General features: G+C 60.3%; 13 protein-coding genes. 8 read left to right on the forward strand and 5 right to left on the reverse strand.

The genetic code is table 11. The features are described from left to right. Window positions 1-65 precede the first annotated feature (65 nt). A complete protein-coding gene (locus tag KW846_RS01810; RefSeq protein ID WP_218481127.1) occupies window positions 66-662 on the reverse strand; it encodes a DUF6436 domain-containing protein in 597 nt (198 codons plus the stop codon). A 96-nt stretch (window positions 663-758) separates the two neighbouring features. Between KW846_RS01810 and KW846_RS01815 the strand changes: the two genes are divergently transcribed. Next, window positions 759-1,706, forward strand: a complete 948-nt coding sequence (locus tag KW846_RS01815) for an alpha/beta hydrolase (protein ID WP_218481128.1) — start codon at window positions 759-761, stop codon at window positions 1,704-1,706. A gap of 59 nt (window positions 1,707-1,765) precedes the next feature. On the opposite strand, the gene KW846_RS01820 is transcribed toward KW846_RS01815, so the two are convergent. Beyond that, window positions 1,766-2,518, reverse strand: a complete 753-nt coding sequence (locus KW846_RS01820; protein ID WP_218481129.1) for a DUF2059 domain-containing protein — start codon at window positions 2,516-2,518, stop codon at window positions 1,766-1,768. Between the two features lie 108 nt (window positions 2,519-2,626). Here KW846_RS01820 and KW846_RS01825 point away from each other — a divergent pair, with 108 nt between their 5' ends. Together KW846_RS01825 and KW846_RS01830 are read left to right on the forward strand one after the other, a co-directional pair. Further along, entirely contained in the window at window positions 2,627-3,259 is a 633-nt protein-coding gene (locus KW846_RS01825) for a 2OG-Fe(II) oxygenase (protein WP_007976386.1), read from the forward strand. Between the two features lie 2 nt (window positions 3,260-3,261). Continuing rightward, window positions 3,262-3,747, forward strand: a complete 486-nt coding sequence (locus tag KW846_RS01830) for a DUF523 domain-containing protein (RefSeq protein ID WP_218481130.1) — start codon at window positions 3,262-3,264, stop codon at window positions 3,745-3,747. A gap of 122 nt (window positions 3,748-3,869) precedes the next feature. On the opposite strand, the gene KW846_RS01835 is transcribed toward KW846_RS01830, so the two are convergent. After that, window positions 3,870-4,460, reverse strand: coding sequence for a transporter substrate-binding domain-containing protein (locus KW846_RS01835; RefSeq protein WP_218481131.1), 591 nt, complete (start codon window positions 4,458-4,460; stop codon window positions 3,870-3,872). A gap of 135 nt (window positions 4,461-4,595) precedes the next feature. Here KW846_RS01835 and KW846_RS01840 point away from each other — a divergent pair, with 135 nt between their 5' ends. Next, entirely contained in the window at window positions 4,596-5,021 is a 426-nt protein-coding gene (locus KW846_RS01840; protein ID WP_007976392.1) for a DUF4399 domain-containing protein, read from the forward strand. A gap of 60 nt (window positions 5,022-5,081) precedes the next feature. Here KW846_RS01840 and serA read toward each other — a convergent pair whose 3' ends face one another. Then, the gene (gene serA / locus KW846_RS01845; RefSeq protein WP_007976393.1) at window positions 5,082-6,311 is read right to left on the reverse strand and encodes a phosphoglycerate dehydrogenase; all 1,230 of its coding nucleotides are present in this window, start codon (window positions 6,309-6,311) and stop codon (window positions 5,082-5,084) included. 205 nt (window positions 6,312-6,516) lie between these two features. Between serA and KW846_RS01850 the strand changes: the two genes are divergently transcribed. From KW846_RS01850 to KW846_RS01865, 4 genes are all read left to right on the forward strand, one after another. After that, window positions 6,517-7,911, forward strand: coding sequence for an FAD-binding oxidoreductase (locus tag KW846_RS01850; protein ID WP_032829505.1), 1,395 nt, complete (start codon window positions 6,517-6,519; stop codon window positions 7,909-7,911). Window positions 7,912-7,951: 40 nt separating this feature from the next. Next, window positions 7,952-8,617 (forward strand): fumarylacetoacetate hydrolase family protein, encoded by a 666-nt coding sequence (locus tag KW846_RS01855; protein WP_102699606.1) that lies wholly within the window; start codon window positions 7,952-7,954, stop codon window positions 8,615-8,617. Between the two features lie 256 nt (window positions 8,618-8,873). After that, window positions 8,874-9,800, forward strand: a complete 927-nt coding sequence (locus KW846_RS01860) for an SdiA-regulated domain-containing protein (RefSeq protein WP_218481132.1) — start codon at window positions 8,874-8,876, stop codon at window positions 9,798-9,800. 186 nt (window positions 9,801-9,986) lie between these two features. Then, a complete protein-coding gene (locus KW846_RS01865) occupies window positions 9,987-10,904 on the forward strand; it encodes an SdiA-regulated domain-containing protein (RefSeq protein ID WP_218481133.1) in 918 nt (305 codons plus the stop codon). A 146-nt stretch (window positions 10,905-11,050) separates the two neighbouring features. Here KW846_RS01865 and rpiA read toward each other — a convergent pair whose 3' ends face one another. Further along, window positions 11,051-11,725 carry a ribose-5-phosphate isomerase RpiA gene (gene rpiA / locus KW846_RS01870; RefSeq protein WP_015097253.1) on the reverse strand — a complete coding sequence of 225 codons (675 nt, stop codon included), beginning with the start codon at window positions 11,723-11,725 and terminating at the stop codon, window positions 11,051-11,053. Window positions 11,726-12,054: the final 329 nt, after the last annotated feature.

The following is a 12,054-nucleotide window of genomic DNA, read 5'->3' on the forward strand; positions in this document are numbered from 1 at the left end:
ATTCCAGGTGCCACTGTGTAACACGACGTGCCGGCTTGGTGCATCGCCCGTAGGAGGGATTCGTATTACCGCGTCTTTCCCTGCTTCGCCGGATCCACAGGCCACGGGCAGTAACACCCCACCGCCAGTGTGTGCGTGGCACTCACCGCACGGCCTTCATCCAGCGCCTGCAGGATCGGTTCGATAAAACTGTTGCTCGAATTGCAGGTCAGGCCTTCGCTGTAGGGGCCGAAGTAGGCCAGTTTGCCGCTGCGATCCCAGATTGCCACGGCCGGGCTGGCGGGGATCTGTTCGGAACCGGGCAGGACGTCGATGGTTTTCAGGCGGCTCAGGGTGCCCGGTAACTGGCCATGGCTACCGGGTTTTTGCACGGTATAGAATTCCACGCCGTGGGGGACATAGCGCTCGACCAGTTCGGTCAGGTGTTGTTGATTGCCGACGTTGCATGGGCAGGCCGGGTCCCAGAAATGCACCAGGCGGATGGCGCCAGGGCCTGCGAGGTCATCGGGAAGGCGCAGCGGATCCCCCGAAAACATCGCCGTGTGCTCGCTGAACGCCCGCAGGTAACGCCCCTGGAACCAGTCGTAGGCCGCCCACAATACGCCGGCACACACCACGGCGAGCAGGCTGGCAAACAGGGTGGCGCGAAAGGGCGGGGGCATCGGTTCAGTCCTCGAAGGTCGGCTAGCTTGCCATGCTTGCCGCGACAGAAGAATATCGCAGGCCTATAAAGTCCGTTTCACGCTCTGGAATCGTCCATGCCGGCCACCTTCGACCCTGATCTTCTACGTGCAAGCTTGCTGCCATTGGCGGCCGGGCAGCCGTTGTCGGCGCAGGCAAAGGCCTACCAGCAGTTCTACGGGCTGGATTTTGCGCCGCGTCAGGTGCGCAGCGGTCTTGGACGCTTCGAGGTTGATGGATATCAGTTGGTCAGCCAGTTCTGGTGGCCCGAGCGGGCGAAGGCGACGCTGTTTGTCATCCACGGTTTCTACGACCACACCGGTCTCTACCGGCATGTGATCGAATGGGCGCTGGACCAAGGCTTTGCGGTGATTGCCTGCGACCTGCCGGGACATGGCTTGTCCAGTGGCGAAAGGGCGAGCATCAAGGATTTCGCCGAGTACCAGGACACGTTGCAGGGGTTGTTCAGCGAGGCGCAATCCCTCGATTTGCCGCAACCGTGGCACCTGTGCGGGCAAAGTACCGGTGGGGCGATCGTGATCGATCATGTGTTGAATGCGGGGGCGAGCAGTCCGGCTCAGGGTCAGGTGATCCTGTTGGCACCGCTGGTGCGGCCGCGAGCGTGGGGTTGGTCGCATCTGAGCTATTACGTGCTCAGGCCGTTCGTCAAAGCCATCGCCCGGCGCTTCAGCGAGAACTCCAACGACCCGGCCTTTCTGCCGTTCCTGCAAGCCGATCCGTTGCAGCCGCTGCGTCTGCCGACAGCCTGGGTGGGCGCGCTGGCACGCTGGATCAAACGCGTTGAAGCGGCGCCGGTCAGCACCAGGCGGCCGCTGATCGTGCAGGGGCAGGCGGACATGACCGTGGATTGGGAGCATAACCTTGAAGTGTTGCGGGGCAAGTTTGATCGGCCGCAGGTCCTGATGTTGCCTGAGGCGCGGCATCATCTGGCGAATGAAACACTGGCGATGCGCACGGAGTATTTCGGGTTTTTGACCAAGCGGATCAAGGGTCGGAATCCTTAGTGACAGTTCCGGCCCCTTCGCGGGCTTGCCCGCGAAAGCGATTTATCTGGCGCTAAAAATCACTGACTCAGGTTCGAATTGCTCTGCCCCACCGCCAACCCCGCGCGAATCGCCGCCAGTGCCGCCTGATAGTAAGCCTGGCCTTGCGTCGATTCGGCAAAGGTCGCGAACTCTTCCAGCTCGTCGTCCGACAGGTCGCGATAGACATACAGCAGCGTGTTGTTCAGGTCGCTGCCAATCTGGTCCATCAGGCGCTGGCGCTGGCCGTTGAGCATGCCCTGGGCCTGACCGGCACCGAGCAACCCCGGGATCATCGAACTCAGGCTGTCGGCGGCCACACCGGCAATCGCCAGGCTGACTTCCGCGCCGGCCTCGCGAGCAGGCAGCGCTTGTGCCAGATGGCCGATGATCAGCAGGCGGCTGTCGCTGGCCTGCATCTTTGGCAAGCCCTTGGCATTTTTCGCCAGTTGGTCGCGACGGGTCGCCAGCAACTCGGCAGCGACGATTTTCTTGCCCAAAGGCGACTGGAAAAACGTCAGTGCAGGTTTTGGATCGGCGAGGTTCTTGCGCAATTGCGCTTCGGCGCGCTGGTCCACGGCCTGGGCGGAAAATCGCTGATTGCTGTTATTGACCAGAGCCTGATACACCGCCGGAGGCAGGCTGCCCTGGTAGCGTTGCTGGGCAGCCGAGAGGGCGTCGTTGAAATGCGCGCGTTGTTCCGGCCAGCCGGCGACCTTGTACAACTGGTCGTGGCCGTCTGCCCAGGCGGGCATAACGCAGAACATCAGCAGTGATAAAAGCAAACGGCGCATAGGGACTCCTGTCAGCAGGCGACTATTCTCCGTGTGGCATCCGTACTTGTCGAGAATTCGTATCAAGCCGCTGCACGGCTCTGTCGGATTTTCGGGCACAGGAATACTATGCGCGGCATGCAAATATCCTCTGATCACCCGCTGCTGTTACGAATAGTCGACGACCTGGCCGAGCACGGCTGGTCGCAGCAGAATATTTTCCTGCCTCAGGACCTGACCCGAGCGCTGGCGGCCGAGTGTCGCAAGCGTGCTGCCGAGGGTGAACTGGCTCCGGCCGCCGTGGGTCGAGGGCCGTCGTCGGAGATCCGCGAAGGAATTCGTGGCGACCATATCCAATGGATCGACCCCGGCCAGGCCGAGGCTTGCGACAGCTATCTGAGTTTGATGGACAGCCTGCGCGAGGCGATCAATCGCGGTCTGTTTCTCGGCCTGGAGGATTTCGAAAGCCATTTTGCGATGTACCCTCCCGGGGCGTTCTACCTCAAGCATGTCGATCGCTTTCGCGATGACGACCGGCGCATGGTTTCGGCGGTGGTTTACCTCAATGACGGCTGGCTTCCCGAGCACGGCGGCTCGTTGCGCATGTACCTCGACAACGATCGCGTCCACGACGTGCAGCCTACCGGCGGCTGCCTGGTGGTGTTTCTCTCCGGAGAGGTTCCCCACGAAGTCCTGCCCGCGACCCGCGATCGCCTGTCGCTGACGGGCTGGTTCCGGCGGCGCGGCAACGAGCCGTTCTGATCATGCAGAAAATTCTCGTCAGCCGCTGCCTGTTGGGCCACCGCGTTCGTTACGACGGCGGGGCCAGCGGGCCGTTCGATCAGCTGCAGCAATGGCTCGACGAAGGTCGGGTCGTGGCGTTGTGCCCGGAGGTCGCCGGTGGCTTGCCAACGCCTCGGGCGGCCGCGGAAATTCCAGGCGGGCAGGGCGCGCAAGTCCTCGATGGCCAGGCCGTGGTGATCACGACCGAGGGCGAGGATGTCAGCGCGCAGTTTTTGTCGGGGGCGTATCAGGCGCTGGAACTGGTGCAAAAACACGGCATCCGCATTGCCGTCCTCAAGGCCAACAGCCCGTCCTGCGGCAATCTGCTGACCTATGACGGGACGTTCAGCGGTGTGAAAGTCAGTGGCGAGGGCGTGACGGCGGCGCTGCTCAAGCGCCATGGCGTGCTGGTGTTCAGTGAGCTGGAGTTGCCGCAGGTGGCGCAGGCCTTGGCAACACTCGATTAACGAGCGACAAAAGACACTGTGGGAGCGAGCTTGCTCGCGATGGCGGCCTGACATTCAACATCAATGTTGACTGGACTGGCCTCATCGCGAGCAAGCTCGCTCCCACAGGTTCTGCATTCACTTCAGTTCTGCAGCTTCGGTACCACATCCGCCCCCGCCCCGAACCACTTCTGCTCCAGCGCGTGCATTCGTCCATCATCCTTGATTCGCTGCAAGGCGCTTTCCAGGCTGGCATGGAACGCCGGATTTCCCTTCTGAAAAGGAATCGCCAGGCTCACGGCCGGGTTGGTTTTTGGCTTCTCTTCGGTCAGCGACTGCACCAGCAGAATGGAGCGCGGCTCTTCTTTCTGCGCGATCAATTGCGCATGGGCTTGAACGTAGGGTTCGCTGAAATCGAAACGATCACTGAGATCCGGGGTCACTGCTATGTGGTTGATAGCGATGTCGTATTTGCCGCTTTCGACGCCGGTCAGCAGATCGCTGCCGTCGGTGACGACAAAGTCGGCCCGGACATCGAGTTCACTTGCCAGCAGTTGGCCCAGTTCGACTTCGAAGCCGGTGAGCTTGTCGCCATCCTTGTAATTGAAGGGGGGAGTATTGGCTTCAACGGCTATGCGCAACTCGCCCCGGTCGTTGACGTCATCAATCAGTTCGGCATGAGCCAAAGGGCTCAGAAGGGGTAGCAGGCAGATCAGGCCAGGCAGAAAGCGCATGGTCACTCCTTTGAATTTATTATCGCGACCCTCTGATTCAGGCTCGCTTTGCTATGGTTGTCGAGTGCCTTCGACAACGAATGGCCATGAAGTTGTCATGGTCACGCGGATTTTACGAAAAAACTGGAGAAGAGAATGAAAACCTTTATGTCACGTGCTGCTTTGGCTGGCCTGTTGATGGGTGTTTCGGTGCTGGCCAGTGCTGCAACGCCGGCTCCGAAAGGCGCCGAAGTGTCCATCGTGTCTCCCAAGGACGGCGCGAATGTTCCACAGACTGTGGTCGTCAAGTTCGCTGTTGAAAATATTGCCTTGGCACCGGCGGGCGACCCCACCAAGAACACCGGTCATCACCATTTGCTGATCGATGTCGATGAGTTGCCGGCCGCCGGAGCGCCGATCCCCAAAGATGCCAACCACCAGCATTTCGGCGCCGCGCAGACCCAGGCTGAAGTCACGCTTACGCCGGGCAAACACACCCTGCAGCTTGAACTGGGCGATAGCAACCACATGCCGTTCGATCCGCCGATCGTTTCCGAGAAGATCACCGTCAACGTCAAGTAACGTTGTTGCGTCAATGAAAAAGGGAGCCCGAAGGCTCCCTTTTTTTTGCTCAGATCGCGATCAGAACAACACACGGCTACGGATGGTGCCTTTGACGTGTTGCAGCTTCTCTTGCGCCAGGTCCGAGTACTCGGCGTCGACGTCGATCACCACGTAGCCAACCTTCTCGTTGGTCTGCAGGAACTGGCCGGAGATGTTGATGCCGTTTTCGGCGAAGACTTTGTTGATCTCGCTGAGTACGCCCGGAATGTTTTCGTGGATGTGCAGCAGGCGGTGCTTGCCAGGGTGAGCCGGCAGGGCCACTTCCGGGAAGTTCACGGACGATACCGAAGTACCGTTGTCGCTGTACTTGACCAGTTTTTCCGCGACTTCCAGACCGATGTTGGCCTGGGCTTCAGCGGTAGAACCACCGATGTGCGGGGTCAGGATCACGTTGTCCAGGCCACGCAGCGGGCTTTCGAACTCTTCGTCGTTGGAGCGCGGCTCCACCGGGAATACGTCGATGGCTGCGCCGATCAGGTGCTTGTCCTTGATGGCAGCCGCCAGGTGGTCCAGTTCGACCACGGTGCCGCGGGCGGCGTTGATCAGGATGCCGCCTTTCTTGATGGCGCGGATTTCTTTCTCGCCCATCATCCACTGGGTGGCGGCGGTTTCCGGTACGTGCAGCGAAACGATGTCGGACATCGCCAGCAGCTCGTGCAGGTTGCCTACCTGAGTAGCGTTACCCAATGGCAGCTTGGTGATGGTGTCGTAGAAGTACACCTGCATGCCCAGGCCTTCCGCCAGGACCGACAGTTGCGTACCGATCGAGCCGTAACCGACGATGCCCAGCTTCTTGCCACGGATCTCGAAGGAGTTGGCCGCGCTCTTGATCCAGCCGCCACGGTGGCAGGAAGCGTTCTTCTCAGGGATGCCGCGCAGCAGCAGGATCGCTTCGGCCAGCACCAGCTCCGCTACGGAACGGGTGTTGGAGTAGGGCGCGTTGAACACCGCGATACCGCGTTCGCGGGCAGCGTCCAGGTCGACCTGGTTGGTGCCGATGCAGAAACAGCCGACCGCAACCAGCTTCTTCGCGTGATCGAAGATCTCTTCGGTCAGTTGAGTGCGCGAGCGAATGCCGATGAAGTGAGCGTCAGCGATCTTTTCCTTTAGCTGGGCTTCCGGCAGAGAACCCGTGAGGTACTCGATGCTGGTGTAGCCCGCCGCCTTGAGGACGTCGACAGCCGATTGGTGGACGCCTTCGAGAAGAAGGAACTTGATCTTGCTCTTATCGAGAGAAGTCTTGCTCATCTGCGTAAACCTGTATCCCGGAGAAAATTGGCAGGGAAGGGAGCAGCCCAGAGCTGACCCGGACGGCAAGAAAGCCGTGCCGCAGAATAGCCGTTGGGCACTATGCTGCGGGGTCGGTATGCTAGCATATGCGCCCCGCTAAACACTCATTCCTGCGACGTGAAGCGTTCTCAGGATGACCATGAATTGTTCGAGAGTTCTGTCGATGACCAATCCTGCCTTGATTGAAGAGCTGAAGACCCTGGTTGAGCCTGGCAAGGTGCTGACCGATGCCGACTCCCTGAATGCTTACGGTAAGGATTGGACCAAGCATTTCGCTCCGGCCCCGACCGCCATCGTGTTCCCCAAGACAACCGAACAGGTCCAGGCCATTGTCCTGTGGGCCAACAAGCACAAGGTGGCGCTGGTGCCGTCCGGCGGCCGTACGGGGCTGTCCGCTGCTGCCGTGGCGGCCAATGGCGAAGTGGTCGTGTCGTTCGACTACATGAACCAGATCCTCGACGTGAACCTCACTGACCGCACCGCCGTTTGTCAGCCGGGTGTGGTCACCGAGCACCTGCAGAACGTGGCCGAAGAAAACGGCCTGTACTACCCGGTGGACTTCGCTTCGGCAGGATCGAGCCAGATTGGCGGCAATATCGGCACCAATGCCGGCGGGATCAAGGTGATTCGCTACGGCATGACCCGTAACTGGGTCGCTGGCATGAAAGTCGTCACCGGCAAGGGCGACGTGCTGGAACTGAACCGCGACCTGATCAAGAACGCCACCGGCTACGACATGCGCCAGCTGTTCATCGGGGCTGAAGGCACACTCGGGTTCGTGGTCGAAGCGACCATGCGCCTCGATCGCGCGCCGAAAAACCTGACGGCGATGGTCCTCGGCACCGCCGATTTCGACTCGATCATGCCGGTGCTGCACGCGTTCCAGAGCAAGCTCGACCTGACCGCCTTCGAATTCTTCTCCGACAAAGCCCTGGCCAAGGTCATGGCCCGTGGCGATGTACCGGCGCCGTTCGAATCCGACTGCCCGTTCTACGCACTGCTGGAATTCGAAGCGACCACCGAAGAAGTTGCCAACCACGCCCTGGAAACCTTCGAGCACTGCGTCGAGCAGGGTTGGGTGCTGGACGGCGTGATGAGCCAGAGTGAAACCCAGCTGCAGAACCTGTGGAAGCTGCGCGAATACATCTCCGAAACCATCTCTCACTGGACGCCGTACAAGAACGACATCTCGGTCACCGTTTCGAAAGTCCCGGCGTTCCTGAAGGAAATCGACGCGATCGTCGGCGAACACTACCCGGATTTCGAAATCGTCTGGTTCGGCCACATCGGCGACGGCAACCTGCACTTGAACATCCTCAAGCCGGATAACCTGAGCAAGGACGAGTTCTTCGCCAAGTGCGCCACCGTCAACAAGTGGGTGTTCGAAACCGTCGAGAAGTACAACGGTTCGATCTCCGCCGAGCACGGCGTGGGCATGACCAAGCGGGATTACCTGACCTACAGCCGTTCGCCGGTCGAGATCGAATACATGAAAGCGGTCAAGGCAGTGTTTGACCCGAACGGCATCATGAACCCGGGCAAGATCTTCGCGGTTTGAGCTGCAAACCTTAAGCACCCTTGAAGGCAGGAGACGGTAAATGAGCTATCAGCACCAGTATGTCGACGGTACGCGTATTCATTTCCCGTTGGGGAAAGTGGTGTGCATCGGCCGCAACTACGCCGAACACGCCAAGGAACTGGATAACCCGGTGCCGACCGAGCCACTGCTGTTCATCAAGCCGGGCAGTTGCGTGGTGCCGCTGGAAGGCGGTTTCAGCATTCCCACCGAGCGCGGCTCGGTGCACTACGAGGCGGAAATCGCGGTGTTGATCGGCAAGCCGTTGTCGACCAAGCCGAGCCGTGAAGAAGTGCTCGACGCCATCTCCGGTTTCGCCCCGGCCCTGGACCTGACCCTGCGCGACAAGCAGGCCGAGCTGAAATCCAAGGGGCTGCCGTGGGAAATCGCCAAGTCCTTCGACGGTGCGGCGGTGATTGCTCCGTTCGTGTCCGGCAGCACCTTTGCCGACCTGACCGACATCGGCATCCGCCTGACCATCAATGGCGAAGTGCGCCAGGACGGTAACAGCAGCGCAATGCTCAACCCGATCGTGCCGATGATCCAGCACATGGCCGGCTGCTTCTCGTTGCAGGCCGGGGATGTGATCCTCACCGGCACGCCAGTGGGCGTCGGCCCGCTGAATGTCGGTGACGAGATCGTCCTGGAGCTGCCGGGCGCCAGCCGTTTCAGCAGCAGCGTTCGCTAGTCCAGACACCGCCAAACCCTGTGGGAGCGAGCCTGCTCGCGAAAGCCGTGTGTCATTCAATATCTTTGTTGGATGACACGCCCCCATCGCGAGCAGGCTCGCTCCCACATTGGTTTCTTCGTGGCCTGTAATGTCTCACTCTGTCATTTCCCGTTTTTTTCACAGCCTGTCTGGATAATTTCAGGGCTTTCGGCCTCTGAGCCCGCCCCAAACTGTGCTATTACCCCTAGCCTGAATTTCTGGAACGCATTCCCCAATGGCCACTCCTCCGCTATCCGCGCTTAAACCTGCCCGCCGCTCACGCTTCGCCCTGCGTTGGCACACCTGGCTCTTGTTGGTGGCCGTTGTCGCCTACGGCGTTGCATTTGCCATGCACTGGGATGCGCGGGGCGTGCTCTGGGTGAAAGAGCAATTCAAAAGCCCGGCCGAGCGTCAGGCCAGTATCTGGCTGCCGGACTATCGGGCGGTGATCGATGCCAAGCCGTTGCCGGGTATGGAGAAGGACGAAGCATCGGACGTGGCCTATGACCCTCAGACCAAGACCCTGTTTTCGGTCATGGGCAAGAACCCCTTCCTGGTCGAGTTGAACCTGCAGGGTGATGTGCTGCGCAAAATGCCATTGGTCGGCTGGAGCAACCCGGAGGGCGTCACCGTGCTGGGCGACGGCCGACTGGCCATTGTCGATGAGCGCGAGCATCTGATCTCTATCGTCAAGGTCGCTGCCGAGACTCGCGAACTGAACATCGCCGACTTCCCGAAATACGACCTCGGCCCTTCCAAAGACCAGAACAAAGCCTTTGAGGCTGTTACCTGGGATCCGGGTAATCAGCAACTGGTGCTGGGCGAAGAGCGCCCGCCGGCATTGTTTGCCTGGAAGGGTGACGGGAAGGTCCTGACCGGCGACAAGCTGAAGCTGGCCAGTCATGCACTGGACATGCGCAACCTGTCGGCGCTGGCCTTCGACCCGAGGACCGGCCATATGCTGGCGCTGTCCGCCGACTCGCACCTGTTGCTGGAGCTGGACAAGAATGGCCAGCAGGTCAGTTTCATCACCCTGTTGGGCGGCTTCAACGGCCTGAAAAACACCATTCCGCGCGCCGAAGGCGTGACCATGGATGAAGCGGGTACGCTGTACATGGTGAGTGAGCCGAACCTGTTTTATCGCTTCGAAAAACAGAGGTAATGCCTCCGTGTAGGAGCTGCCGCAGGCTGCGATCTTTTGACTTTGGCGTCCACCAGATCGCTAAAGATCGCAGCCTGCGGCAGCTCCTACGTTGATTGCGTATACGTAAAGGGCCCGCGGCCATTAAGCTTCAGTACAGACGGGCGTGACATTTCATCCGCCTGTTTTGACCCTGAGCCCAGCCGAATGCGTCGATTTGCCCGCCCCAAATCCCTGATTCTGATCCTGTCGGTGATCTCGCTGATCGCCCTGGTTGCGCTCGGCCAATACCTGCGTCTGTTCGAGCGTGCCTGGTTCAATCTGCATACGCTGTGGCAGCCGGTGAGTTCCCAGACCATGGGCCTTGATCAATATCGGGTCGTGACCGAAGCGCAGGTGATCGATGGTCTGGCGGACAATGTTTCAGCGTTGACCTACGACCCGGTGCGCAAAAGCCTGTTCACCGTCACCAACAAACACAGCGAGCTGATCGAGTTGTCCCTCGATGGCAGGATTTTGCGCCGAGTGGCGCTGGTTGGTTTCGGCGATCCGGAGGCGGTGGAATTCATCAGTGAGGACATCTATGTGGTCACTGATGAAAGCCAGCAGCGGCTGATCAAGATTCGACTGGAGCAGGACACCACTTTCGTTGATGCGGCGGACGCCGAGCAGATGACCATTGGCGTCCACATGGGCGGCAACAAGGGTTTCGAGGGGCTGGCTTACGATTCTGTGGGCAAGCGCCTGTTCGTCGCCAAAGAGCGCAACCCGATGCTGATCTACGAGGTGCACGGTTTTCCGCGCTTCAATCCTGAAGAATCCTACTCGATACATGTGATCAACGACCCCAAGCGTGATGCCGGGATGTTCGTGCGGGATCTGTCGAGCCTGCAATACGACGAGCGCAGCGGGCATTTGCTGGCGCTGTCGGATGAGTCGCGGTTGATTCTGGAGCTGGATGTGAGCGGGCGTCCGCTGAGCACAATGTCGTTGGGCAAGGGGCGCCAGGGCCTGCAAAAAACCGTGCCGCAAGCGGAGGGGATCGCCGTGGACGACGACGGTACGCTGTACCTCGTCAGCGAGCCGAATCTGTTTTACGTGTTCAAGAAACCCACGCAACTCTAACCGACACCACAAAACAAATGTGGGAGCGGGCTTGCTCGCGAAGGGGTCGTGTCAGTTGACATCTCAATCGACTGACACGGCCCCTTCGCGAGCAAGCCCGCTCCCACAGGTATTTCATCTGTCCACAAATATGTGGAAGGCCTGGCTTACTCGGCGCGCAGGGTCTTCACGCCTTCGCTGGTACCCAGCAGCAACAGATCCGCCGGACGCGCCGCGAACAAACCATTGGTGACCACGCCGACGATCGCATTGATCTGAGTCTCCAGCTCCACCGGGTTGGTGATCTGCATGTTGAACACATCGAGGATGATGTTGCCGTTGTCGGTCAGCACGCCTTCGCGGTAGACCGGGTCGCCACCGAGCTTCACCAGTTCGCGGGCCACATGGCTGCGGGCCATCGGGATGACTTCCACCGGCAGCGGGAAAGTACCGAGGACTGGTACCAGTTTGCTGGCATCGGCGATACAGATGAACGTCTTGGCCACGGCCGCGACGATCTTCTCGCGGGTCAGGGCGGCGCCGCCACCCTTGATCAGGTTCAGGTGCTCGTCGCTTTCATCGGCGCCGTCGACATAGAACTCCAGGTCGCTGACGGTATTCAGCTCGTACACCGGAATCCCGTGGCCCTTGAGGCGCGCGGCGGTGGCTTCGGAACTGGCGACGGCGCCATCGAATGCGCCCTTGTGCTGGGCCAGGGCATCGATGAAGCAGTTGGCGGTGGAGCCGGTGCCGACCCCGACGATGCTCTTGTCGTCGAGTTTCGGAAGGATGAAGTCGACGGCGGCCTGGGCCACTGCCTGTTTGAGTTGATCCTGGTTCATGCGGGCTCCGGAGTGCCGAGGAGGGGACGAAAGGCCGGCATTATAGGCTTCGGGGCGGGGAAGGTCATTGCCCGATTGGCGGAGAGCAGGTGCATGGGTGCCGGAATGCTTTTGTGGCGAGGGGGCTTGCCCCCGTCGGAGTGCGAAGCGCTCCCCCTGCATTCTTTTATGCACTCCGAATCAACAGGTTTACGACTGCTTCGCAGCCGAACGGGGGCAAGCCCCCTCGCCACAGGTATAACGTCTGGCCTAAAACCACCGGTTTAGTGTGGTCGTGCGGCCGAAAGCCGGGTTAGACTCCTTGGTCCCGCCCAACCCGCTCAGTGATG

Source organism: Pseudomonas sp. PDM32 (genome assembly GCF_019219225.1).
Taxonomy (GTDB): Bacteria; Pseudomonadota; Gammaproteobacteria; order Pseudomonadales; family Pseudomonadaceae; genus Aquipseudomonas; species Aquipseudomonas laurylsulfatiphila.